The following is a 22,201-nucleotide window of genomic DNA, read 5'->3' on the forward strand; positions in this document are numbered from 1 at the left end:
GGTCTCTGCGGTGTCAGCCAACGGGGCTCGCCTCCAGGGGTGCGCTGGTGCCGCCGAGCCGGCGGTAGAGGTAGTACGCGGCGCAGGCCCCCTCGCTGGAGACCATCGTGGCGCCGAGCGGGGTGCGGGGCGTGCAGACCCCGCCGAACGCCTCGCACTCGTGCGGCTTGATCAGGCCCTGCAGCACCTCGCCGCTGCGGCACTCCGCCGGCTCCCGCGTGGTGATGCCGGTGACGGAGAACCGGTGCTCGGCGTCGTACTCCCGGTAGCGCTCCGCCAGCCGCCAGCCGCTGTCGGGGATGACGCCGATCCCGCGCCAGGCCCGGTCGGTGACCTCGAAGACGTCCGCGAGCATCGCCTTGGCCGCGGGGTTGCCCTCCGGGCGGACGGCGCGCGGATAGGCGTTCTCCACCCGGTACTCGCCGTGCTCCAGCTGGCGCACCGCGCGGCGCACGCCCTCCAGGATGTCGAGCGGCTCGAAGCCGGTGACGACGATGGGCACGCCGAAGCCGTCCGCCAGCTCCGGGTACTCCTCCGTCCCCATCACGCTGCACACATGGCCGGCCGCCAGGAACCCCTGCACGCGGCAGTCCGAGGAGCGCATGATGGCCTCGATGGCCGGGGGGACGCGGACGTGGGACACCAGCAGGCTGAAGTTGGCGATGCCGAGCTTCCGCGCCTGGTACACCGTCATCGCGTTGGGCGGGGCGGTGGTCTCGAAGCCGATGCCGAAGAACACGACCTCGCGGTCCGGGTTCTCCCGGGCGATGCGCAGCGCGTCCAGCGGGGAGTAGACGACGCGTACGTCACCGCCCTCGCCGCGGACGCCGAAGAGGTCGCGCCCGGTGCCGGGGACCCGCAGCATGTCGCCGAAGGAGCAGAAGATCACCCCGGGGCGGGAGGCGATCTCCAGCGCCTTGTCGATGACCTCCAGCGGGGTCACGCAGACCGGGCAGCCGGGCCCGTGGATGAGTTCCACCTCCTTCGGCAGGAGCTGGTCGATGCCGTGCCGGATGATGGTGTGGGTCTGGCCGCCGCACACCTCCATCAGCGCCCAGGGCCTGGTCACCGTCGCGTGGATGTCGTCCAGCAGTCTCCGGGCCAGCTCCGGGTCCTGGAACTCGTCGATGTACTTCACCGCTCCGCCTCCGCCGTCGTTCCCGCCTCGGCGGCCGCCTGCTGCCAGGGGTCGCCGAACTCCTCCTCCAGCAGCCCGAGGTTCCCGAAGAGGGCGAGCGTCTGCCGCGCGGACTCCTCGTCGAGCCGTTGCAGCGCGAAGCCGACGTGGACGATGGCGTACTCGCCGACCTGGAGGTCGGGCAGGTACTCCAGGCACACGTCCTTCACCACGCCGCCGAAGTCGACGACCGCCATCTTGGTGCCGTCACGTTCCTCGATCTCCAGCACCTTGCCGGGTACCGCCAGGCACATCAGCTGTCTCCTCGCTGTGGATGGTGGGGGATGCCGCGGGCGGCGGCGACGACGAGCTGGCCGAGCGCCAGGCCTCCGTCGTTGGGCGGTACCAGCCGGTGGCGCAGCACCGTGAACCCGTCCGCGCGCAGGTCCCGCGCGCACGCGGAGGACAGCAGCGCGTTGGCGAAGACACCGCCGCTGAGCGCCACCGTCGTGATGCCCTCGCGTTCCCGTACGGCGGCGCACACCCGCCGGACGAGCCCGGCCACCGCCCGGTGGAAACGTCCGGCGATCACCCCGGCGGGCACCCCCGCGCCCAGGTCGGCGACGACGGCCGCCAGCACCGGGCCGGGGTCGCAGGCGGTCGCCCCGCCGGCGCCGGCGCCGGGGCGCAGCGCGAAGGAGTAGCCCTCGGCGGGCAGGCCGCCCGCCGCGACGGCCGCGGCCTCCAGTTCGACGGCGGCCTGCGCCTCGTACCCCGCCCGGTGGCACACCCCGGACAGCGAGGCGACGGCGTCGAAGAGCCGGCCCATGCTGGAGGTCGGGACGCAGTGCAGCCCGCGCTCCAACTGGGTCGCCAGCACGGCCCGTTCGTCCTCCGGGCAGGCGTCCGTGCACGGCAGGCCGGGCGCCCAGGGGAGACCGGCCGCCCGCAGATGCGCCAGCGCCATCCGGTAGGGGCGGCGCACGGCCGCGTCCCCGCCCGGCAGCGGCACGTAACCCAGGTGCGCGGAGCGCCGGAAGCCGTCGTAGCCGGCGAGCAGGAACTCGCCGCCCCACACCGCGCCGTCGTCGCCGTGGCCCGTGCCGTCGAAGGCGACGCCGATCACCGGGCTCGTGCCGTCCAGCCCCGCCTCGGCCATCGCCGCCGCGACGTGCGCGTGGTGGTGCTGCACCTGCCGCAGCGGGCGGTCGCCCGCGGCACGCCGGGCCCAGCCCACCGAGCGGTAGCCGGGGTGCCGGTCCGCGGCCAGCAGTACGGGCCTGACCCCGGTGATCTGCTCCAACTGCCGTTCGGCGGCGGTGAAGGCCGTCAGCGTCGCCAGGTCGTCCATGTCGCCGACGTGGGCCGACAGCCAGGCGTGCCGGCCCTCTCCCACGCAGAAGGTGTTCTTCAGGTCGCCGCCCACGGCGAGCGACGGTGCCACCGGCACGGGCAGCGGCACGGGGAAGGGCGCGTAGCCGCGCGAGCGCCGCACGGGCAGCTCCGCGCCGTCGCAGATCCGCACCACCGAGTCGTCGCACGGCACATGGATGGGCCGGTCGTGCGTCAGCCAGGCGTCGGCCAGTCCCGCCAGCCGTTCCAGCGCCTGTCGGTCGTCCGTGACGATGGGCTCCCCGCCCAGGTTTCCGCTGGTCATCACCAGCAGCCGGGGCCCCGGCGGGTCGCCCGGCAGCCCCAGCAGCAGATGGTGGACGGGTGTGTACGGCAGCATGACGCCGAGGTCGGCCACCCGCGGCGCCACGGCCTCCGCGACCTCGCGTGCCTCCGGACGCCGCCGCAGCAGGACGATCGGCCGGCGCGTGCCGGTCAGCAACTCCCACTCCTCCGGCCCCACATGGGCCAGCCGTTCGACGTCCGCGAGATCCCGTGCCATCAGGGCGAACGGCTTGTCGCCCCGGTCCTTGCGGGTCCGCAGCAGCCGTACGCTCTCCTCGTTGCCCGCGTCGCAGGCCAGGTGGTAGCCGCCCAGGCCCTTCACCGCGACGACCGCGCCCGCCGCCAGCAACCGCCGTGCCTGAGCGACCGGTTCGTCGTCCTGCCGCCCCGGGCGGTCCGCGCCGGGCAGCACCAGCCGCAGCCGGGGACCGCAGTCGTGGCAGGAGACCGGCTGCGCGTGGAAGCGGCGGTCGGCGGGATCCTCGTACTCGGCCCGGCACGTCGCGCACATCGGGAAGCGGGCCATCGTGGTGTTGGGACGGTCGTACGGCAGGCCGGTGACGATCGTGAAGCGCGGCCCGCAGTGCGTGCAGGTGATGAACGGGTGCCGGTGGCGGCGGTCGCCGGGGTCGCGCAACTCGGTCAGGCACGCCTCGCAGGTGGCGGTGTCGGGGGAGACCAGGGTGCGGGAGGCCCCGTCGCCGGGGCGGGACGGGCTGATGGTGAAGTCCGTGCCGCCCGTCAGGGGGACGAGGTCGTGGGACACCGACTCCACCACCGCGAGCGGGGGCGCTTCCGCACCGATCCGGTCGCAGAAGGCCGCGACCGCTCCGGGGGCGCCCTCCACCTCGGCGACCACCCCGTCACCGGTGTTGCCGACGTGGCCCGCCAGCCCCAGTTCACGGGCGAGACCGAACACGAACGGCCGGAAGCCGACCCCCTGCACGACCCCCCGGACCAGCACCCGGCGGCGCTGCGCGGTCCGGGCCGCGGGCCCCGGCTGACCCGGCATCAGTGCGTGTGGTCCACGGAGCGGGTGTGCCCGGCGGCTCCCTCGTGCGGGTGCTCATGGGAGTGCGCGTGCCCGTGCTCGTGCCCGTGCTCGTGCGCGTGGCCGTGCTGGACCGCGGTGCGCGCCATCACCGGACGGTGCACCGCGGCCCCCGCGTGCACGGCCAGCGCCCGCTCCAGGAGCACCCCCGCGCCGTCGCCGTCCCGGGATGAGGTACGGACGACCTCCACGCCCGGGTTGACCTGGGCCACCGCCGCGAGGAAGGCCGGCTCGTCGAAGCCGACCGCCCCGGCGATGTCGTACTTCGTCACGAGCACCAGGTGCGCCAGCCCGAAGGCCGTCGGGTACTTCAGCGGCTTGTCCTCGCCCTCGGTGACCGAGGCGAGCACGACGCGCAGCGACTCACCGAGGTCGTACGAGGCAGGGCAGACCAGGTTGCCGACGTTCTCCACGAACAGCAGGTGCGTGCCCTCCGGGAGCCAGCTGTCGACGTGCGACCGCACCATCGCCGACTCCAGGTGGCACAGCCCGTCGGTGAGCACCTGCCGCACGGGGGCGCCGGAGCGGGCCAGCCGGTTGGCGTCGTTCTCGGTGGCGAGGTCGGCGGTGAGCGCCGCCACCGGCACCCCGCGTAGCCGGGCCAGCCCGAGCTCGGACTCCAGCAGCGCGGTCTTGCCGCTGCCCGGGCTCGACAGCAGGTTCACCATGACGGTCCCGCGCGCGGCGAGTTCCTCCCGCAGCTCCTGAGCGCCGCGGTCGTTCCTGGCGAGCACGGACTGCCGCAGATCGGTCACTTTGCACATGGCTCTCACTGCTCCTCGGGGAGTGTGGCGACCGGACGGCGCTGCTCGGCCTCGGCCCACCGCACCTCGGTGATCCGCAGCTCACGGCCCGCCAGCAGCTCCGTCGCCGCGCCGTCGCAGCCGGGACAGCTCAGCCGCGGGGGCATGCCGGTGGGCCAGTCCCGCGCGCAGCGTGCGCAGCGGGCCCGGCCGGGTACGGTCTCGGTGGTGAGGGCGGCGCCCTCCAGGACGGTGCCGGTGCAGGCGAGGTCGAAGCTGAAGGCGAGGGCGTCCGCCACGACGCCGGCGAGCTCGCCGACCTCCAGGTGGACGGACCGCGCGGAGGGCGCCGCGCCCGTGCCGTCCGCGAGCCGGGCGGCGGCCTCCTCGACCTGCTCCACCACCGCCACTGCGATGGACATCTCGTGCATCGGTCTCTTCTCCGGTGTGCGGGTGCCGGCCGGGCCCCGGCTGCCGGTGGGCCGGTGGGCCGGTGGGCGGCGCCGGCGGCTGACGCGGCTCCATTGAAGGCCCGGCGCCGGGGGCACCCGGCCCGCCACGCCGCCCGTCCGGCGACGGCCTACCCGTTCGGGCTCACATCGACCGGATGTGCATGTAGCGCTTCACGTCGGGCAGGACGCGGGACATGGCGAGGACGGCCACGGCCGCGCCCACCGCGCTCAGGGCGATCTTCCACATGGCGGGGTTCTCCTTTCTGCTCGTCACTGCGTCTGGGGACCACGGCGGGCCGGTCAGGCCACCGTGTGCGGGTCCGCGGGCCGGCCGCACTCCTCGCCGACGACCCGCAGCACCAGGCGCACGGCCTCGTCCACGGCGGCGGCCACGGGAGCGCTCAGACCGATGCCCTCCTCCAGACACGCCGGCTCGCAGCCGACGACCAGGACCCGGGAGGGCTTGGGGGATCCCGTCCCGGCGCTGAGGGTGTCGAGCAGCGCCAGCACGGTGTCCGGGGTCATCCGGTGCCCGTCCACGAGGGTCTCGCCGGGGCCGCCGGTGCCGGGCGGCGGCGCCTCGATGAGGTGCAGCGTGCCGGGGGCGCCGCCGCGCGCCACGGCGTCGACGAGGACGACGCTGCGGTACCCGTCGAGCAGCTGGTACGCCAGGTGCACGCCCCGTACGCCGGTGTCGGTGACGTGGACGCCGTCGGGCAGCGGGTGCCCGGACAGCCGGCGCACCACCTCGACGCCGAAGCCGTCGTCGCCGAGGAAGATGTTGCCGATGCCCGCGACCAGCACGCCTCCCGTGCTCACGCGTCCTCCAGGGGAGCGAGTTCGTCGGGCTGGAAGTACAGGAAGCGGCCCTGCTCCCGGCGGATCTCCGCGCCGGGGTCGCCGTCGACGGTGACCGCGAGGTGCACCCCGCCGTCCACATCGTGCAGCACCGCCTCCACCTGGGCGCTGCGCCCCTGCAGGAACAGGTCCTGTGCGTCGGTGCGCCGCCGTCCCGGCTGCAGGACGACCCGGCTGCCGGCGGCCACCCAGGTGTCGCCGACCATGACGCGGTCCCGGGCCGGGTCGACGGAGGCGTCCGCGCCCGGGTCCCACCAGGGGGTCTCGGGGACCTCGGCGGGCGAGTCCTGCGGACCGGTGACCTCGCGCAGCGCGCGCACGGCGCCGTGCAGGCGCTCCATCACCTCCGGCGGCATGGAGTCGGCGAGGTCGATCACCGCGGCCGCCCGGTCGTCGGTGCCGCGCGCCTGCCGCTTCTCCTCGTCGGTGAGGGCGGCGGTGCGCAGCGCCAGGATCTCGTCGATCTCGGTGGCGTCGTAGAGCGCGCCGGGGCTCTCCGGGGCGATCCGCGGATGGTCCTCCAGGATGATGGGGGAGGACAGCACCACGTTCGCCGCGCCGTCGTCGCCCGCCAGCACCGGCCAGGTGTTCTCGTTGCGGCACTCGGCGACGGCGGCCTTCGCCCACTCGGGCGGGTCCGTCATCGACACGAAGTAGCCGGCGGTCAGCCGCAGCATCAGGTGGGCCGAGACCAGCGCGTGCGGCAGCGCCTCCTCCCGGCGCGAGGCCAGGGCGCTCCCGGTGTTCTCCGCGACGGCGGTCAGCCGCAGCACCCGGTAGGGGCCGGGCAGTTCCTCGGCCGAGAGCCGCAGGACGCCTTCGAGGCGCTCCCGGCGCCGCACGACCCGCCCGGCGGGGAAGCCGTCCGCGCCGTTGACGACCTCGCTGTCCTCGGTCGCGGGGACGGTGAACGGCAGGACGACGTCCTCGGCGGTCAGCGCCGCGATGTCGACGGACACCTCGACGCGTTCCTCCACACCCTCGTCCCACGGGACCAGCACCCGGTCGGGCAGCTGGAGTTCGTCGGTGGGCTCGAACTCGCCGTCGATCAGGATCCGTTCCACCGTCCGCCGCTGGGCGTGCAGGAAGCGCAGCTCCCCGTGGAGCGCGGCGTCCGCGCGCGGCTCCATGAGGATCTCGGTGCGCTGCAGGACGGGTTCGCCGGACGCGGAGGCCCACACCGGGGGCACCAGCACCCCGAACTGCCAGCGCATCCGGTTCTTCGCCGAGGACGCCCGGTACGGGTAGAGCACGTAGCCCTCGAACAGGACGGCGTCGGCGGCCTGGCGGGCGGTCGCGAAGCGTTCCGCGGCGGCCGTCACCGGGCGCCTCCCGCCGGGGCGGCGGCACCGGCCAGCAGGGCCTCGACGGTCGCCTCCCACGAGGGCAGGGCGTGCGCGCTGCGGAAGGAGCGCAGGGACTCCAGTGCCGTACGGGGCAGCCGGATCCAGCCGCAGCCGGGGAAGTGGGCGTCGATCGCCTCGCGCCACACCGCCACCGGCATGCGGCACACCGCCTCCTTGTCCCAGGGCACGGGCTGCACCTGGAAACCGCCCGGACCGACGAAGGCGGTGCCGGAGAAGAGCAGCAGCAGCGGCGCCTCGCCGTCCTCCAGGGCCTCGAAGTACCTCGCGGAGGCGACGTCCGTGTCGTAGGTGCACGGCACCGGCAGGTCCACCTCGGTCTCGCCGGTGAACCCCGGCACCATGAGCGACACCTGCGCGAACTGCATCGGCTGCAGCGTGCTGCCCCACCGTTCGCGCTCGCCGAACAGGTCGCCCAGGCCGCGCGCCTCCGCGTCGCCGTACCCCCGCTGCGCCGGTTCGATGCGCAACTGGCAGCGGAGCGCGAGTGCGTGCACCCGCTCCCCGCCGGGGGCGGCGATCCGCAGCCGGAAGACCAGCGTCGGTCCGGCGGCGTACGGATCGGCCCGTACGCCCGTGCAGCCGAAGTCCAGCTCGGTCACGTCGGCAACCCCTCCCGCGGCGCCACCGGTGCGGCCCGCTGTCGTACGTCGTCGAAGAAGGCGGCCAGTTCGGCGCGGGCGCCGGAACCGCCGTCGAAGCCCTGCCAGTTCAGACGCAGCCGGCCCACCAGCTCGTAGGCCCGGTCGACCGGGAGGAGGTAGCACTCGCCGTCGCCGTCGCCCCCGTCGCGGTCCCGGCGGACCAGCAGCGCCTCCACGTCCGGACGCAGCGTGCCGGCCAGCGGCGAGTCGCCGAACACCGATTGCCAGGTGCCGGGGTCGACCTCGCTCTCGGTGGCGCCGGCGGGGCTCGGATAGAGCACCACGGGCCGGTCGAGCACCGAGTTGTGGAAGAAGAAGGCGACCGAGACGGGGATGCGCAGTCGCTGCCAGGCGGCCGCGTCGGGCACCGAGCCCGGGTCGCCGAGCACCCGGTCGGGCACGGCGGCGAAGCGGCCGCCGCCCGCACCGGGCCGCTCCAGGACCAGCGCGCACGGCACGCAGGCGCAGGCCAGCGCGCGTTTCCCGGCGTCGACCAGATGCCGGTGGGTGCCCGTCAGTTCCACCCCGCACAGCTCGCAGCGCTCGGGCATGGGCTGCCGGGGCGCCACGAAGCGGCGCAGTCCGGCCCCGGGGGCCCGCGGGCTCATGGCGCCCCCGGTGGGCGGTTGCCGATCTGGAGGAGCGCGGGCTCGCCCGCCGCCGGACCGGAGAGCGGCATCTCGACCACCGACACCTCCGGGGCGAAGCAGGACAGTGCCGCCTCGATGCGCTGCCGGGTGGCGTCCATGGTGCTGGGGCAGCCGCAGCCCCCGTCCTCGCGGGCGCTCAGGCGCAGTGTGCCGGTCTCGGGGTCGAAGTGCTCGACGCCCACCGTCGCACCGGCCCGGGCCGCCTCCACGGCGCGGCCGACCCGGGTGAGGGTGTCCTCGGGGTGCAGGTCGTGGAGGGTCAGCAGACCCGCGACCATCTCGTCGGCCATCAGCACGGCGAGCGGGTCGGCCGAGCGGTTCTTCAGGAGCGTGACCGCGCGGTCCAGGCCCGCGCCGTAGAACTCCATGAGGGTGCGCACCAGTTCCTCGGCGGCACGCGCGGTCTCGCCGTCTCCGGAGGCCGCGAACGCGTCGAGGATCTCCTCGACGCGCCGCGCCGTCTGCTCCGCGCTCATCCGGCCATACCGCTCAGACCGGTGGGCACGTGGAGTTTCTCCACGGTGCGCCCGCCGCCGACGTACATGTGGACGCCGCACGGCAGACACGGGTCGAAGCTGCGCACGGCCCGCATGATGTCGATGCCCTTGAAGTTCTCCGGGGAGTTCTCCTCGAAGATCGGGGTGTTCTGCACCGCGTCCTCGTACGGGCCCGGGGTGCCGTAGGTGTCGCGCACGCTGGCGTTCCACGGGGTCGGCGGGTAGGGGTGGTAGTTGGCGATCTTGCCGTCGCGGATGACCATGTGGTGCGAGAGCACGCCGCGCACCGCCTCCGTGAAGCCCACGCCGATGCTCTCGTCCGGGACCTCGAACTTCTCCCACGTCTGGGTGCGGCCCGCGCGGACCTCGTCGAGCGCCTTCTCGCAGAAGTACAGGGCGCAGGCGGCGGAGTAGGCCTGGAAGTAGGTGCGGGCCCGGTTGCGCTCCAGGGCGTTGCTCCACTGCGGGATCTTCCACTCGAAGGTGGTCTCCGGCTTGGTGAGCGTCTTGGGAAGGTTGATCACCACGCTGTGCCCGGTGGCCTTCACGTAGCCCATGTCGACGAGGCCGTTGAGCGCGGTGGACCACAGCCGGGCGAGCGGGCCGCCGCCGGTGTCCAGGGCCAGGTGGTCCTTGCCGTCGAACCAGCGCGGGGACATCACCCAGCTGTACTTGTCGTCGAAGTCGCGCTTCTGGGGCGCGGGGATGGTGTGCTGGTTCCACGGGTGGCGCGGGTCGACCGGGTTGCCGAGCGGGTCGTGGGTGACGAACTGCTGCTGGCCCTCCCAGTCCTGGTAGTAGGAGCTGCCCAGCAGGATGCGGATGCCCAGGTTGATCTGCGTGAGGTCGTTGGTGACCAGCTTCCCGTCCACCACGATGCCGGGGGAGACGAACATCTTCCGTCCCCAGTCGGTCATGTTGGCGTACGTGAAGTCGCAGTGGTCCGGGTCGTTGAGGGCGCCCCAGCAGCCGAGCATGATGCGGCGGCGGCCGACCTCCTCGTAGCCGGGCATGGCCTCGTAGAAGAAGTCGAAGAGGTCGTCGTGGAGCGGCACGACGCGCTTCATGAACTCCACGTACCGCATCAGCCGGGTGAGGTAGTCGGTGAACAGCTGCACCGACGCGATGGTGCCGACGCCGCCCGCGTAGAGGGTGGAGGGGTGGACGTGCCGGCCCTCCATCAGGCAGAACATCTCGCGGGTGTAGCGGCTGACCTGCAGCGCCTCGCGGTAGAACTCGCCCTCGAGCGGGTTGAGGGAGCGCATGATGTCGCCGATGGTGCGGTAGCCGTGCTCGGAGGCGTGCGGGGACTCGGTGCGGTCGGCCTGCTCCATGACGCCCGGGTTGGTCTCGCGGACCATCTTCTCGCAGTAGTCGACCCCGACCAGGTTCTCCTGGAAGATGTTGTGGTCGAACATGTACTCCGCGGACTCGCCGAGGTTGATGATCCACTCGCCGAGGTGCGGCGGCTTCACCCCGTACGCCATGTTCTGCGTGTAGACCGAGCAGGTGGCGTGGTTGTCGCCGCAGATGCCGCAGATCCGGCTGGTGATGAAGTGCGCGTCGCGGGGATCCTTGCCGCGCATGAAGACGCTGTAGCCGCGGAAGACCGACGAGGTGCTGTAGCACTCCGCGACGCGCTTCTGCTTGAAGTCGATCTTCGTGTGGATGCCGAGGCTGCCCACGATCCGGGTGATCGGATCCCAGGACATCTCCATCAGGCCACTGCCGTCTCCGGCCGTCTTCGTCTTCGGAGCCATGGTGTGTGCGTGCCCTTCGTCAAACGGGGGAGGTGGGTGGTCAGTGGCCGGCTCGGTGCCGGGAGGTCACCAGGGCGCCTTGTAGCCGGTGGTGAGCTTCCGGCCGGTGTGACGCCACTTGGGCTCCTTGTCCACGGTCCTTGCCGTGATGGAGCGCAGCCGCCGGATCGCCGCGCCGTACGCGCCGCTGGCGGTGCTCGACAGCCGCGCGCCGGGCGGCTCGTCCATGAACGGCATGAACATGTCCGGGAAGCCGGGCATGGTGCAGGCGATGCAGATGCCACCGACGTTGGGGCAGCCGCCGATGCCGTCCATCCAGCCGCGCTTGGGGACGTTGCACTTCACGACCGGGCCCCAGCAGCCGATCTTGACCAGGCACTGCGGCGAGTCGTAGCGGTCGGCGAACTGGCCCTGCTCGTAGTAGCCCGCGCGGTCGCAGCCCTCGTGCACGGTCGCGCCGAACAGCCACGCCGGGCGCAGCTTGTCGTCCAGCGGGATCATCGGCGCGGAGCCGGCCGCCTGGTAGAGCAGGTACGTGAGGGTCTCGGCGAAGTTGTCGGGCTGGATCGGGCAGCCGGGCACGCAGACGATCGGGATGCCCGCCTTCGACTTCCACTCCCAGCCCAGGTAGTCCGGCACGCCCATGGCCCCGGTCGGGTTGCCCTCCATGGCGTGGATGCCGCCGTAGGTGGCACACGTGCCGATGGCGACCACGGCCAGGGCCTTGGGCGCGAGACGGTCGATCCACTCGCTGGTGGTGATCGGCTGGCCCGTCTCGGGGTTGTCGCCGAAGCCGCACCAGTAGCCCTCGGCCTTGATCGCCTCGTTGGGGATGGACCCCTCGACGACCAGGACGAACGGCTCGATCTCACCGCGTTCGGCCTTGAAGAACCACTCGATGAACGTGTCGGCGCCCCCGACCGGACCGCATTCGAAGTCGATCAGCGGCCAGTGCACCTGGATCTCGGGGAGGCCGGGAAGGCCGCCCAGGACGATCTCCTCGATGCTGGGCAAGGTCGCGGCGGTCAGCGACACCGAGTCTCCGTCGCAACTCAGCCCCGCGTTGATCCAGAGAATGTGGATCGGGGCTTGCTCGTCCCCGGCTGCCGGGGTCCGTGCGGCGTCGTTCTGGGTCGAAGCAGTCGCATCCATCGGGATGCCTCCTCATCGAGCGACAAATGCCACATAAAGGCATCTATCCCCCTTGATAGCGAGTGGCTCGCCGGAAGGGGACGTCGAAGGGGGCCAATACGGTGACCGCCCCGCGATGCGCGGCGCCGACCCCCGAGCGGTGGCCACGGGTGCGGGGCGCGGCCTGCCGTGTGCGGCAGCGGCCGGCCGCTGCCGCCGGGCGGCGCGCGCCGCGGGGCGGTCGTCGTCGTGTCGGTGGCCGCGACCGTGTCCCGAGTCGGGGCGGCGTTCTCCGGGATCCTGCGCGCCGGTGCGTGGGCTCCGGGGGCGCTTCCGGCTGGGCGCCGTCGCCGGCTCCGGGCTCCGGGCCTCCGCGCCGGGGCGCGTTCTCAGGGGCAGGAGGCCGCCGGGGCTTCCCGCAGGTGCGAAGGGGTCCCGGCCGGGGCGCGGCGGTGCACGAAGGCCGAGCGGAGGGCGTGATAGGAGGATCGGGGGTCGAAGAAGGCCTCCCGCATGCGGGCCAGCTCCTCGGCGCGGTACGACGCCAGGGTGCGCCGCGCCTCGCGGCGCTCGGCCTCCGCCTTCTTCGCGGCGATCCTGGGTTGCGTCCCGGCCGTGCGGGCCAGCCGGGCCGCGAGACGGGCGACGTCGGCGCCGAACTCCTGCGGGCCGCACATCAGCAGCCGGTCCACCAGCCCGATCCGCAGGGCGGCGGCCGCGCCGACCGGCAGGGCCTGACGTGTCAGCCGCGCGGCCATGGCGGGGCCGACCCGACGGGGCAGGGTGTACGTCCAGTACTCGGAGCCGTACAGGCCCATCAGGCGGTAGTGCGGGTTGAGCACCGCTCCCTGGCGGCACCAGACCTCGTCGGCGGCGAGGGCGAGCATCACGCCGCCGGCGCCCGCGTTGCCGCCGAGCGCGGCCACCACCAGACGGTCGGTGGTGGTCAGCACCGCCTCGACCAGGTCGTCGATGGCGGTGATGTTCGCCCAGGACTCGGCGCCCGGGTCGGCGGCGGCCTCGATGGCCTTGAGGTCGATGCCGTTGGAGAAGACGTCGCGGGCGCCGCCCAGCACCAGCACCGAGGTGGGCCGCGTGCGGGCGTGGCGGTAGGCCGCCAGGAGCCGGCGGCAGTCGGCGGCGGACATGGCGCCGCCCGGGAAGGAGAACGACAGGACGCCCGCCGCGCCGTCCTCGCGGTAGCGGATGTCGGCCCAGGTGTCCCGGGCGCCGGCGAGTTCCGGGGGCAGCGGGTCCTCCGGCAGCGGTGGAAGGAGGGCGCCCAGCGCGGTGACGGCGGGCAGCGCGAAGGTGGGCGGGTCGCCCGGGGCGGGACGGGGCCGCAGCCGGGGGAGCCACACGGCGCCGTCGCGGGTGGCCCGGCACACCGCGCCCGCCCGGGTGGCCAGCAGCCTCCCCGGCTCACCGCGCAGCCGGTCCTCGGGGTGGCCGCCGTGCAGGAACCAGCGGGCGCCGAGGAGCTCGTCCAGGACGCCGGGCCGGGAGTCGGCGGCGCGCAGCTTGCGCAGCACGGTCGCGGTCGGGTCGGCGGCCCAGTCGATGCGCCGCTCGTCCTGGCGGAGTGCCGGGCGGACGCGGACGGCCGCCGCGAGGGCCGGGTCGCTCTGCCGCCGGGGGGCGTACGCGCCCGAGGCGAACCGGTCGACGGCCAGCAGGACGGCCTCCATCGCCGCGTCGGAGACCTCTCCCCGGTACAGGTCGCTCTTGCCGACCGGCGGCACCTCGCAGTCCACCGAGGCCCAGACCGGGCCCGCGTCCATCTCCTCCTCGGCCTGCAGGACCGTCACCCCCCAGGCGGTGACGCCCTCCTGCACCGCACGGTCCAGGGAGGCGGGGCCCCGGTCGCCGGGTGGGCCGGGGTGCACGATCAGACAGGTGCGGGCGGTCCGGACGTCCGCGGGGATCGCCGCCGTGAGCATAGGCGCGACGACGAGTTCCGGCTCGTGGCGGACGACCGCCGCCCGCATGGCGTCGCCGTCCGGTGTCACCTCGACGGCGACGGTGTGGCCCAGCTCGCCGAGTTCCGCGTACACGCGCTGCGTCAGGCTGTTGAACGCCGACGCCATGAGCAGGATGTGCATGACGATCTCCCGGGCCGCCCGGCACGATCGGGGAGGGGAGCACCGGCCCCGGCCTTCAGCGATGATGCCCGCCCCGCGGGTGCCCGCGGGTGCGGCCCGGCCGCCGGTTCACCCGATCGCCACCGGCCCGGCCGCCTGAGGTGGCGCGGCGGCGCGATCCCGGACCGTCCCATGTATTGACGCGAACGCATCAACTCGATAGGTCTACACCAGATGCATTTGGTACAGACCAACTGCGCGTTCCCCCCACGGGAGGCCCGGATGCGAAGAACTCTGGCCCTGGTCACCGCGCTCGTCGGAGCGCTCGTCCTGCTCCTCGCCCCGCCCGCCGCAGCGGCCGCCCCGAGCGCGGCCTTCGTCAAGACGGCCACCTGGGACACCGGATACCAGGGGCAGTACACGATCACCAACGGCGGCACCACCACCCTCAGCGGCTGGACCGTCGAGTTCGACCTGCCGTCGGGGACGAGCGTCGGCTCGTACTGGGACACCCTGATGACCCAGAGCGGCAGCCACTACACCTTCAAGAACCGCGAGTACAACGGCACGCTGGCGCCCGGTGCGACCGCCGCCTTCGGCTGGGTCTCCTCGGGCACCGGCGCACCCGCGAACTGCAAGCTCAACGGCGGGTCCTGCACCGGCTCCGGCGGCGGACCGGACACCACCGCGCCCAGCGTCCCCGGCGGGGTGACCGTCGGCTCGGCCACCTCCTCCTCCCTCACCGTCCGCTGGACGGCGTCCACCGACAACTCCGGCAGCGTCGCGGGCTACGAGGTCTCCCGGGACGGCGGCGCCCCCGTCGCCGTGACCGGCACCTCGTACACCGCCACCGGGCTGCAGGCGAGCACCGGCTACTCCTTCCGCGTCCGCGCCAAGGACGCGGCGGGCAACACCTCCGCGTACAGCGGCGCGGTCGGCGGGACGACCACCTCCGGCGGCACCAACCCGCCCCCGGGCGGGGTGCGCACCGCGCCGTACGTCGACATGGGCGCCTGGCCGACGCCCAGCCTGACCACGCTGTCCTCGGCGAGCGGCCTGAAGAGCTTCACCATGGCCTTCATCACCGCCTCGTCATGCAAGGCGATGTGGTTCAACGCCTACGACCCGCGCGACGGCTGGAACAAGGACCAGATCGACGCGATCCGCGCGGCCGGCGGTGACGTCAAGATCTCCTTCGGCGGCGCCACCGGCATCGAACTCGCCCAGGCCTGCGGCTCGGTCGACGCGCTGTACAACGAGTACAACGCGGTGGTCAACGCCTACGGCCTGACCTACGCCGACTTCGACATCGAGGGCGCCGCCACCGCCGACCCGGCGTCCGTCGCCCGCCGCTCCCAGGCGCTGGCCCGCCTCCAGCAGGCCCACCCCGGGCTGCGGATCTCCCTCACCCTGCCCGTCCTCCCGGAGGGGCTCACGGCGGACGGACTGGGCGTCGTGCGCTCGGCCCGGGACGCCGGGGTGAACCTCGACGTCGTCAACATCATGGCGATGGACTACTACCGCAGCGCCGACTACGGCGACGCGGCGATCCAGGCGGCGAACAGCACCTTCGCCCAGCTCAAGTCCCTCTACCCCGGCAAGTCCGACGCCCAGGTCTGGGCGATGGTGGGCGTCACGCCGATGCTCGGGCAGAACGACGACGGCCGGATCTACGACCAGGCCGACGCCCGCCAGTTGGTGGGCTTCGCCCAGGGCAAGCACCTCGGCATGCTCGCCTTCTGGGAGACGACCCGGGACCGCAACGCCTGCACCGGCGCGCTCTACATGTGCACCAACATCCCGCAGTCGCCCTACGAGTTCTCGCGGATCTTCGCGGGCTACACCGGATAGCACCTCCAGGGCACCGTCCCCACGGGCCGTCGTCGTGTGCGAACACGGCGGCGGCCCGCTGCTTTCCGGCCGATGTGGAGACGGTGTCGTCGATCCGTGAAGGCGCTTTCACGGAGGCCCGGGTTCCACTGAGTCCATTCACCCGGAGGCCCAGCCCACCGCAAGTGCGACACAACGGATAGTACACACTGTGAACAATCGGTGACCGAAAGTCGCGGAGCGATGTGACGGGCGGGTGCTCGATGCACAAGACTCCTCGACGTCCGATATCCGGATCGAGTGCCGAAGGAGTGTTCGCTATGCGGATCAGTGCGGTGGGGACCTGCCTGGCCCTGGTGGCGGCGATGTGTTCGGCGGGGGTCGCGGCAGGCTCGGCGCAGGCCAGGCCGGCCGGGGCGACGAGCCTGTACGCGCCGTCCGCGCTCGTCCTGTCCGTGGGGAAGGGAGAAGACCCCGCGACGGCGACGATACAGCGCGCGGTCGTGCTGCGCTGCAGGCCCACCCCGTACGGCGACCACCCGGACCCGGTGGCCGCCTGTGCGGAACTCGCCGCCGTCCACGGGGACTTCGCGGCGATGACCGCCGCCGCGGAAGGTGTGGCCTGCACCCGGATCTGGGATCCGGTCGTGGTCACCGCCGACGGGGTCTGGGAAGGCCGGCGCGTCACCTTCGCGCAGACCTTCGGCAACCCGTGCATGCTGCGCGGCAGCGACACGGCCGGCGTCTTCGCCTTCTGACGCCGATGCCGTGAACCAAGGCCACGGGGTTCACCGTGGGGGAGAGCCCTGTGAGGGGGCGGCCGACTCGTGGGACGGGGTCGGCCGCCCCTGTTGTTTTTCCGTGTCCTGGCGCTGCGTCAGGTCGTCTTGGTCTGGCCGCCGTCGATGGTGAACTCCGCGCCCGTGACGTTGCCGGCGACGGGGGAGACGAGGAAGGCGATCAGGGCGGCCACCTCCTCGGGCTCGGTGACGCGCCCGGTGGAGATGCCCATGCTGCGCGGCACGACCTCGTCCAGGGCCTGCTGGGCGGTGGTCCCGGCCGCCGCGGCCGTCTGGTCGGCGAAGGCCCCGGGGGCGGTCCAGAAGGGCGTGCGGACGGGGCCGGGGGCGACCGCGTTGACGCGGACGCCGCGCGGGGCGAACTCCTCGGACAGCGACTTCGTCAGGTTCGCCAGCGCCGCCTTGGCGGCCGAGTAGTCGACGACCATGGGGTAGGGGAGGCGCGCGTTGACGGACGTGACGTTGACGATCGCGCCGCCGCCCGCGGCCAGCATGTGGGGGAGCGCGGCGCGGGTGGTGCGGACCGCGCTGAAGAAGGAGATCTCGAAGACCCGCCCCCACTCCGCGTCGTCCACCTCGAGGAAGCTGCCGCGGGAATTTCCGGAACCCACGTTGTTGACCAGGATGTCGACGGAGCCGTAGCGCTCCGCGGCCTGCCGTACGAGCTCGGCCGGGCCCTGCGGGGTGGCGAGGTCCACGGCCACGGGGGTCACCTCGTAGGCGTCCCGGAGGGCTTCCGCCTCGGGTGTGACACTGCGGCTGCCCGCGACGACCCGGACGCCCTCGCGCGCGAGCGCCTCCGTCACCGCCAGGCCGATGCCCCTGCCGGCTCCGGTGACGACCGCGACCTTGTCCTGGAGCTGCAGTTCCATGGGGACCCCTTCGGGATGGGCGGGTGGGTATCGAGCCTGGGGGGCCGGAGGCCGGGTCGCCATCGGAGCGCCGCCGGTCGGGGCCCTCGCCGGGAGTCGCGTTTGAGGGCGGGTCAGATACGTGTCCCCGTGCCGCGCCGACACCGTCGCGGCGCGCGCCGCACGATGACAGGTATCGGCTCTGTGTGACAGGGGACTTGACGGCGTATTGGTCTAGTCCTACCGTCATCCCTCAATCGCAGTGTTCACGGGTGCATCCATGGTTCATCCATGTGAACATGCCGTCTCCTGGGAAGGCGTCCCCCCATGTCCCACAGATCACAAGGTCCCCTCACCAAGGGCGTCTTCGCCCTCGTCGCGGCGCTGGTCGCCGCCCTCCTGGCCGCGCTGCCCGGCGGCGGTCGCGCCGAGGCCGCGCCGGCTGCCTTCAGCCACCCCGGCGTCCTGGTCAGCCGCGCCCAGCTCGACTTCGTCCGCGGAAAGGTGCAGGCCGGGGCGCAGCCCTGGAAGGGCGCGTACGACCAGATGATGGCGTCGAAGTACGCCTCGCAGTCGCGGACCCCCAAGCCGCGCGCGGTCGTCGAGTGCGGCTCCTACTCCAACCCCAACTACGGCTGCACCGATGAGCGCGAGGACGCCATCGCGGCGTACACCAACGCGCTGGCCTGGTACGTCACGCGCGACGCCAAGTACGCGCAGAAGGCGATCCAGCTGATGGACGCCTGGTCGGCCACCATCACCGACCACACCAACAGCAACGCCCCGCTGCAGACCGGCTGGGCGGGCTCGGTGTGGCCGCGCGCGGCGGAGATCATCCGCTACACGTACACCGGCTGGCCGAACGTGAACCGCTTCGCCACCATGCTGCGCAACGTCTACCTCCCCGAGGTCATCAACGGCTCCAAGAGCAACGGCAACTGGGAACTGAGCATGATGGAGGCCGCCGTCGGCATCTCCGTCTTCCTCGACGACCGCACCTCCTACGACAAGGCCGTCACGCGCTACCTCAACCGCGTGGCCGCGTACGTCTACCTGGACACCGACGGCTCGCTGCCCAGGACCGTTCCCGGCAGCGGTCTCGACACCCGGGACGAGATCGTCGGCTACTGGCAGGGCCAGTCCACCTTCGTGACCGGTCTGACCCAGGAGACCTGCCGCGACTTCACGCACACCGGCTACGGCATCTCGTCGATCTCGCACGTCGCGGAGACCAGCCGTATCCAGGGCGAGGACCTCTACCCGCAGGTCGGCGAGCGGCTGCGGCAGGCGCTGGGCTTCCAGTCCAAGTACCAGCGGGGCGAGGCCGTGCCGTCCTGGCTGTGCGGCGGGAGCCTCAACCTGGGTCTCGGGCCGGTCACCGAGGTCGGCTACAACGCGCTGCACAACCGGCTCGGCATCGCCATGACCAACACCCAGGCGCTCACCGAGTCCCAGCGCCCGGCCGGCAGCAACAACCTCTTCGTCGCCTGGGAGACCCTGACCCACGGCGATAACCTCTCCTGATCCGGCAGAGGTGATCGGCGGCGGAGGGAACCGGCCATGCCCGTACGTGTCGAGCGCAGCGGACCCGTCACCACGGTGGTGCTCTCGCGCCCTCAGGCGCGCAACGCCGTGGACGGACCGACGGCACGTGAACTGGCCGACGCCTTCCGCGAGTTCGACGCCGACCCCGGCGCGTCCGTCGCCGTGCTGTGGGGCGAGGGCGGCACCTTCTGCGCGGGTGCCGACCTCAAGGCCATCGGCACCCCGCGCGGCAACGAGGTGACCGATGTGGTGGACGGGAGCGACAGGAGCGGCGGGGACGGGCCCATGGGGCCCACCCGCCTGCGGCTGGGCAAGCCGGTCATCGCGGCCATCTCGGGCCACGCGGTGGCCGGCGGCCTGGAACTGGCCCTCTGGTGCGACCTGCGGGTCGCCGAGGAGGACGCGGTGCTCGGGGTGTTCTGCCGGCGCTGGGGCGTGCCCCTGATCGACGGCGGGACGGTACGGCTGCCGCGGCTGATCGGCACCTCGCGGGCGATGGACCTGATCCTGACGGGGCGTCCGGTCGACGCGGCCGAGGCGTACGCCATGGGCCTGGTGAACCGGGTGGTCCCGGCCGGCGGGGCGCGCGCCGAGGCGGAGCGGCTCGCCGCGGAGATCGCGGCCTTCCCGCAGACCTGCCTGCGGCACGACCGGCTCGCGGTGCTGGAGGCCGAGGGGCTGGAGGAGACGGCCGCGCTCGAGGCGGAGTTGCGGCACGGCCGGGTGTCACTCGCGGAGGCGGGGGAGGGCGCGGCGCGCTTCTCGGCGGGGGCCGGGAGGCACGGCGCGTTCGACGGGAGCTGACCGGCGCGGGACGACCGACGGGGGCCGTTCCGCGCCGGTCACCCGGCTGACCTGCGCCCGAGACGTGACCGCCGTGTGGACTTCGGCCGGTTCCCGTGTGTGGACCACGGACGCGCTCTGGACATCCGTATGTCATGGGCACTTAAATCTGGCACCGCCTCACCTCCGCACCCGGGCCCGCCCCACCGTGGCCGGACGTAGATGCGGGGACCGCGCACGCCCCCCCACCAGAGGAGCACGATGCAGCCCAGCACCAGACGTGCCGCGACCGCCATATCCGCGGCGCTGGCCGCGACCGCCGTCACCGCCGCCCTCCTGACACCGTCCGCGGCGTCCGCGTCCGGCCGTGACCTCCCCTCCCGCGCCACCGGCGTCGCCCGCGCCGACGCCGCCGTCACCACCAACGCGACCCGGCTCGCCGTCACCGCCGCGCAGGGCAGGACCGTCCGCGACGTCGTCACCGACGCCGACGGCGCCCAGCACATCCGCTACGACCGGACCTACCGCGGACTGCCCGTCCTCGGCGGCGACCTCGTCGTCCACCTCGCCCCGGGCGGCGCCTACGAGGGCGCCGAGCGGGCCACCCGTTCCGACCTGGCCGTACCGAGCACCAGCCCGTCCGTGAAGGCCGCCACCGCCGCCGACAAGGGGCTGGCGGCGCTGCGTTCCGCCCACCGCGGCACCGCCTTCCGGCAGGCCAAGGCCAAGCCGCAGCTCATCGTCGACGCCCTGCACGGCACGCCCCGCCTGGCCTGGCGCACCACCGCCGTCGGCCTCGACAGCCTGGGCAACCCGGCCGCCCGCGTCGTCCTCACCGACGCCCGCACCGGCGCCCGCATCGACGCCTGGGACGCCCTGGAGACCGCCGCCGGGGACGGCAAGTCCCTCTACGGCGGCACCGTGTCCCTGGAGACCACCCTCAGCGGCAGCACCTACCAGCTGAAGGACCCCACCCGCGGCAACACCTACACCGGCGACGCGCAGAACAAGACCGACCTGTGCATCTTCGGCATCTGCTTCTCCCGGGCCCCCGCGGTCCTGTTCACCGACGCCGACAACCACTGGGGCACCGGCACCACCGCCGACCGCGCGACGGCCGCCGTCGACGCCCAGTACGGCACCGACGAGACCTGGGACTACTACAAGACCGTCCACGGCCGCAGCGGCATCGCCGGCGACGGCAAGGGCTCGTACAACCGCGTCCACTACGGCAGCAACTACAACAACGCCTTCTGGGACGACAGCTGCTTCTGCATGACCTACGGCGACGGTGACGGCACCACCTTCGGGCCGCTGGTCGCCCTCGACGTCGCCGGGCACGAGATGTCGCACGGCGTCACCTCGCGCACCGCGGCCCTCACCTACTCCGGGGAGTCCGGCGGCCTCAACGAGGCCACCTCGGACATCTTCGGCACCCTGGTCGAGTGGTACGCCGGCAACTCCTCCGACACCGGCGACTACCTCATCGGCGAGCGCATCGTGAAGTCCGGCTTCGGCCAGCCCGCGCTGCGCTTCATGGACAAGCCCTCCAAGGACGGCAGCTCCGCCGACTGCTGGAGCTCCGGCGTCGGCAACCTCGACGTCCACTACTCCTCCGGCGTCGCCAACCACTTCGCCTACCTGCTCGCCGAGGGCAGCGGCGCCAGGACGGTGGGCGGCGTCAGCTACAACAGCCCCACCTGCAACGGCTCCACGGTGGGCGGGATCGGCCGCGACAAGCTCGGCAAGATCTGGTACCGGGCCCTCACGGTCTACATGACCTCCGGCACCAACTACGCGGGCGCCCGCACCGCCACCCTCAAGGCCGCCACCGACCTCTACGGCGCCTCGAGCGCCGAGTACGCCGCCGTGGCCGCCGCCTGGTCCGCCGTCAGCGTCAACTGACGCCGCGCGGATCCGCGGCCCCGGGGGACCGACCGCCGCCAGGCCGGTCCCCCGGGGGCCTGCGGGGCCCTGCGGGGCCTTGCCACACTGACCTCCATGACCACGACCGATGCCGCGGCGGCGATACGCGCACACGTACGGGCCTTCAACGCCCGCGGCCTGGACGCCCTCCTGGCCGGCTTCACCGATGACGCCGTATGGATCACCGGCACCACCACGGTGCGCGGCCGCGCCGCGCTCACCGGGCTCTTCGACGAGGCGATGCGCGGGCTGCTCCCCACGCTGGAGGTCAGCGACCTCCTTGCCGAAGGCGACCGCGCGGCCAGCCAGATGACCGAGGCCCTCACCTACCGCGGCGAACGCCGCACCTGCCCCATCGCCGCCTTCTACGAACTCCGGGACGGCCGCATCGCGTCGGCGAAGGTCTACCGCGAGGGCAGTGCGGACGTCGCCTGAGCGCCC

General features: G+C 73.1%; 21 protein-coding genes. 6 read left to right on the forward strand and 15 right to left on the reverse strand.

What is annotated here, in order from left to right:
* Positions 1 to 13: 13 nt before the first annotated feature.
* The 14 genes from hypD to CHF15_RS31490 all read right to left on the reverse strand — a co-directional run bounded on the left by hypD (position 14) and on the right by CHF15_RS31490 (position 14,046).
* Positions 14 to 1,138: a hydrogenase formation protein HypD gene (gene hypD / locus CHF15_RS31430; protein ID WP_089227296.1), complete on the reverse strand. Its 1,125-nt coding sequence runs from the start codon at positions 1,136 to 1,138 to the stop codon at positions 14 to 16.
* Complete coding sequence (locus CHF15_RS31435) at positions 1,135 to 1,431, reverse strand: HypC/HybG/HupF family hydrogenase formation chaperone (protein ID WP_018560791.1); 297 nt, start codon at positions 1,429 to 1,431, stop codon at positions 1,135 to 1,137. Before CHF15_RS31435 ends, hypD begins: the two co-directional genes overlap by 4 nt.
* A complete protein-coding gene (gene hypF, locus CHF15_RS31440; protein ID WP_089227297.1) occupies positions 1,431 to 3,806 on the reverse strand; it encodes a carbamoyltransferase HypF in 2,376 nt (791 codons plus the stop codon). The genes CHF15_RS31435 and hypF overlap by 1 nt, the downstream gene beginning before the upstream one ends.
* Positions 3,806 to 4,609: a hydrogenase nickel incorporation protein HypB gene (gene hypB, locus CHF15_RS31445; RefSeq protein ID WP_089227298.1), complete on the reverse strand. Its 804-nt coding sequence runs from the start codon at positions 4,607 to 4,609 to the stop codon at positions 3,806 to 3,808. The genes hypF and hypB overlap by 1 nt, the downstream gene beginning before the upstream one ends.
* Before the next feature lie 5 nt (positions 4,610 to 4,614).
* Positions 4,615 to 5,019 (reverse strand): hydrogenase maturation nickel metallochaperone HypA/HybF, encoded by a 405-nt coding sequence (locus CHF15_RS31450; protein ID WP_089227299.1) that lies wholly within the window; start codon positions 5,017 to 5,019, stop codon positions 4,615 to 4,617.
* A 163-nt stretch (positions 5,020 to 5,182) separates the two neighbouring features.
* Complete coding sequence (locus tag CHF15_RS46770; protein ID WP_375819996.1) at positions 5,183 to 5,287, reverse strand: DUF6893 family small protein; 105 nt, start codon at positions 5,285 to 5,287, stop codon at positions 5,183 to 5,185.
* A gap of 53 nt (positions 5,288 to 5,340) precedes the next feature.
* On the reverse strand, positions 5,341 to 5,859 hold the full coding sequence (locus CHF15_RS31455; RefSeq protein WP_245939134.1) for a hydrogenase maturation protease: 519 nt from the start codon (positions 5,857 to 5,859) through the stop codon (positions 5,341 to 5,343).
* A complete protein-coding gene (locus CHF15_RS31460) occupies positions 5,856 to 7,220 on the reverse strand; it encodes a hypothetical protein (RefSeq protein WP_089227300.1) in 1,365 nt (454 codons plus the stop codon). The genes CHF15_RS31455 and CHF15_RS31460 overlap by 4 nt, the downstream gene beginning before the upstream one ends.
* Positions 7,217 to 7,864 carry a DUF6084 family protein gene (locus CHF15_RS31465; RefSeq protein ID WP_089227301.1) on the reverse strand — a complete coding sequence of 216 codons (648 nt, stop codon included), beginning with the start codon at positions 7,862 to 7,864 and terminating at the stop codon, positions 7,217 to 7,219. The genes CHF15_RS31460 and CHF15_RS31465 overlap by 4 nt, the downstream gene beginning before the upstream one ends.
* Positions 7,861 to 8,514, reverse strand: coding sequence for a DUF5947 family protein (locus CHF15_RS31470; RefSeq protein ID WP_089227302.1), 654 nt, complete (start codon positions 8,512 to 8,514; stop codon positions 7,861 to 7,863). The genes CHF15_RS31465 and CHF15_RS31470 overlap by 4 nt, the downstream gene beginning before the upstream one ends.
* Complete coding sequence (locus CHF15_RS31475; protein WP_089227303.1) at positions 8,511 to 9,032, reverse strand: hypothetical protein; 522 nt, start codon at positions 9,030 to 9,032, stop codon at positions 8,511 to 8,513. The genes CHF15_RS31470 and CHF15_RS31475 overlap by 4 nt, the downstream gene beginning before the upstream one ends.
* A complete protein-coding gene (locus CHF15_RS31480) occupies positions 9,029 to 10,813 on the reverse strand; it encodes a nickel-dependent hydrogenase large subunit (RefSeq protein WP_089227304.1) in 1,785 nt (594 codons plus the stop codon). Before CHF15_RS31480 ends, CHF15_RS31475 begins: the two co-directional genes overlap by 4 nt.
* Positions 10,814 to 10,879: 66 nt before the next feature.
* A complete protein-coding gene (locus CHF15_RS31485; protein WP_089227305.1) occupies positions 10,880 to 11,965 on the reverse strand; it encodes an NADH-quinone oxidoreductase subunit B family protein in 1,086 nt (361 codons plus the stop codon).
* Between the two features lie 368 nt (positions 11,966 to 12,333).
* Positions 12,334 to 14,046 carry a hydrogenase maturation protein gene (locus tag CHF15_RS31490; RefSeq protein WP_089227306.1) on the reverse strand — a complete coding sequence of 571 codons (1,713 nt, stop codon included), beginning with the start codon at positions 14,044 to 14,046 and terminating at the stop codon, positions 12,334 to 12,336.
* Between the two features lie 261 nt (positions 14,047 to 14,307).
* Between CHF15_RS31490 and CHF15_RS31495 the strand changes: the two genes are divergently transcribed.
* Together CHF15_RS31495 and CHF15_RS31500 are read left to right on the forward strand one after the other, a co-directional pair.
* Positions 14,308 to 15,876: a cellulose binding domain-containing protein gene (locus CHF15_RS31495; protein WP_089227307.1), complete on the forward strand. Its 1,569-nt coding sequence runs from the start codon at positions 14,308 to 14,310 to the stop codon at positions 15,874 to 15,876.
* Between the two features lie 299 nt (positions 15,877 to 16,175).
* A complete protein-coding gene (locus CHF15_RS31500; RefSeq protein WP_089227308.1) occupies positions 16,176 to 16,613 on the forward strand; it encodes a subtilase-type protease inhibitor in 438 nt (145 codons plus the stop codon).
* Between the two features lie 119 nt (positions 16,614 to 16,732).
* On the opposite strand, the gene CHF15_RS31505 is transcribed toward CHF15_RS31500, so the two are convergent.
* Entirely contained in the window at positions 16,733 to 17,527 is a 795-nt protein-coding gene (locus CHF15_RS31505) for an SDR family NAD(P)-dependent oxidoreductase (RefSeq protein WP_089227309.1), read from the reverse strand.
* A gap of 306 nt (positions 17,528 to 17,833) precedes the next feature.
* Between CHF15_RS31505 and CHF15_RS31510 the strand changes: the two genes are divergently transcribed.
* The 4 genes from CHF15_RS31510 to CHF15_RS31525 all read left to right on the forward strand — a co-directional run bounded on the left by CHF15_RS31510 (position 17,834) and on the right by CHF15_RS31525 (position 22,195).
* Positions 17,834 to 19,030 (forward strand): alginate lyase family protein, encoded by a 1,197-nt coding sequence (locus tag CHF15_RS31510; RefSeq protein ID WP_089227310.1) that lies wholly within the window; start codon positions 17,834 to 17,836, stop codon positions 19,028 to 19,030.
* A gap of 36 nt (positions 19,031 to 19,066) precedes the next feature.
* Positions 19,067 to 19,855 carry a crotonase/enoyl-CoA hydratase family protein gene (locus CHF15_RS31515; protein ID WP_089227311.1) on the forward strand — a complete coding sequence of 263 codons (789 nt, stop codon included), beginning with the start codon at positions 19,067 to 19,069 and terminating at the stop codon, positions 19,853 to 19,855.
* Positions 19,856 to 20,095: 240 nt separating this feature from the next.
* Entirely contained in the window at positions 20,096 to 21,739 is a 1,644-nt protein-coding gene (locus tag CHF15_RS31520) for a M4 family metallopeptidase (RefSeq protein WP_089227312.1), read from the forward strand.
* Between the two features lie 96 nt (positions 21,740 to 21,835).
* Positions 21,836 to 22,195 (forward strand): nuclear transport factor 2 family protein, encoded by a 360-nt coding sequence (locus CHF15_RS31525; RefSeq protein WP_089227313.1) that lies wholly within the window; start codon positions 21,836 to 21,838, stop codon positions 22,193 to 22,195.
* The last annotated feature ends 6 nt before the right edge of the window (positions 22,196 to 22,201 follow it).

It is taken from the genome of Actinacidiphila glaucinigra, from assembly GCF_900188405.1.
GTDB lineage: Bacteria > Actinomycetota > Actinomycetes > Streptomycetales > Streptomycetaceae > Actinacidiphila > Actinacidiphila glaucinigra.

Coding starts and splice junctions, on each gene's coding strand:
- CHF15_RS31490 (WP_089227306.1), bottom strand. CDS start 14,046: ATGCACATCCTGCTCATGGCGTCGGCGTTCAACAGCCTGACGCAGCGC.
- CHF15_RS31505 (WP_089227309.1), bottom strand. CDS start 17,527: ATGGAACTGCAGCTCCAGGACAAGGTCGCGGTCGTCACCGGAGCCGGC.
- hypB (WP_089227298.1), bottom strand. CDS start 4,609: ATGTGCAAAGTGACCGATCTGCGGCAGTCCGTGCTCGCCAGGAACGAC.
- CHF15_RS31515 (WP_089227311.1), top strand. CDS start 19,067: ATGCCCGTACGTGTCGAGCGCAGCGGACCCGTCACCACGGTGGTGCTC.
- CHF15_RS31480 (WP_089227304.1), bottom strand. CDS start 10,813: ATGGCTCCGAAGACGAAGACGGCCGGAGACGGCAGTGGCCTGATGGAG.
- CHF15_RS31435 (WP_018560791.1), bottom strand. CDS start 1,431: ATGTGCCTGGCGGTACCCGGCAAGGTGCTGGAGATCGAGGAACGTGAC.
- CHF15_RS46770 (WP_375819996.1), bottom strand. CDS start 5,287: ATGTGGAAGATCGCCCTGAGCGCGGTGGGCGCGGCCGTGGCCGTCCTC.
- CHF15_RS31450 (WP_089227299.1), bottom strand. CDS start 5,019: ATGCACGAGATGTCCATCGCAGTGGCGGTGGTGGAGCAGGTCGAGGAG.
- CHF15_RS31475 (WP_089227303.1), bottom strand. CDS start 9,032: ATGAGCGCGGAGCAGACGGCGCGGCGCGTCGAGGAGATCCTCGACGCG.
- CHF15_RS31500 (WP_089227308.1), top strand. CDS start 16,176: ATGCGGATCAGTGCGGTGGGGACCTGCCTGGCCCTGGTGGCGGCGATG.
- CHF15_RS31510 (WP_089227310.1), top strand. CDS start 17,834: ATGTCCCACAGATCACAAGGTCCCCTCACCAAGGGCGTCTTCGCCCTC.
- CHF15_RS31525 (WP_089227313.1), top strand. CDS start 21,836: ATGACCACGACCGATGCCGCGGCGGCGATACGCGCACACGTACGGGCC.
- CHF15_RS31520 (WP_089227312.1), top strand. CDS start 20,096: ATGCAGCCCAGCACCAGACGTGCCGCGACCGCCATATCCGCGGCGCTG.
- CHF15_RS31495 (WP_089227307.1), top strand. CDS start 14,308: ATGCGAAGAACTCTGGCCCTGGTCACCGCGCTCGTCGGAGCGCTCGTC.
- CHF15_RS31485 (WP_089227305.1), bottom strand. CDS start 11,965: ATGGATGCGACTGCTTCGACCCAGAACGACGCCGCACGGACCCCGGCA.
- CHF15_RS31470 (WP_089227302.1), bottom strand. CDS start 8,514: ATGAGCCCGCGGGCCCCCGGGGCCGGACTGCGCCGCTTCGTGGCGCCC.
- hypF (WP_089227297.1), bottom strand. CDS start 3,806: ATGCCGGGTCAGCCGGGGCCCGCGGCCCGGACCGCGCAGCGCCGCCGG.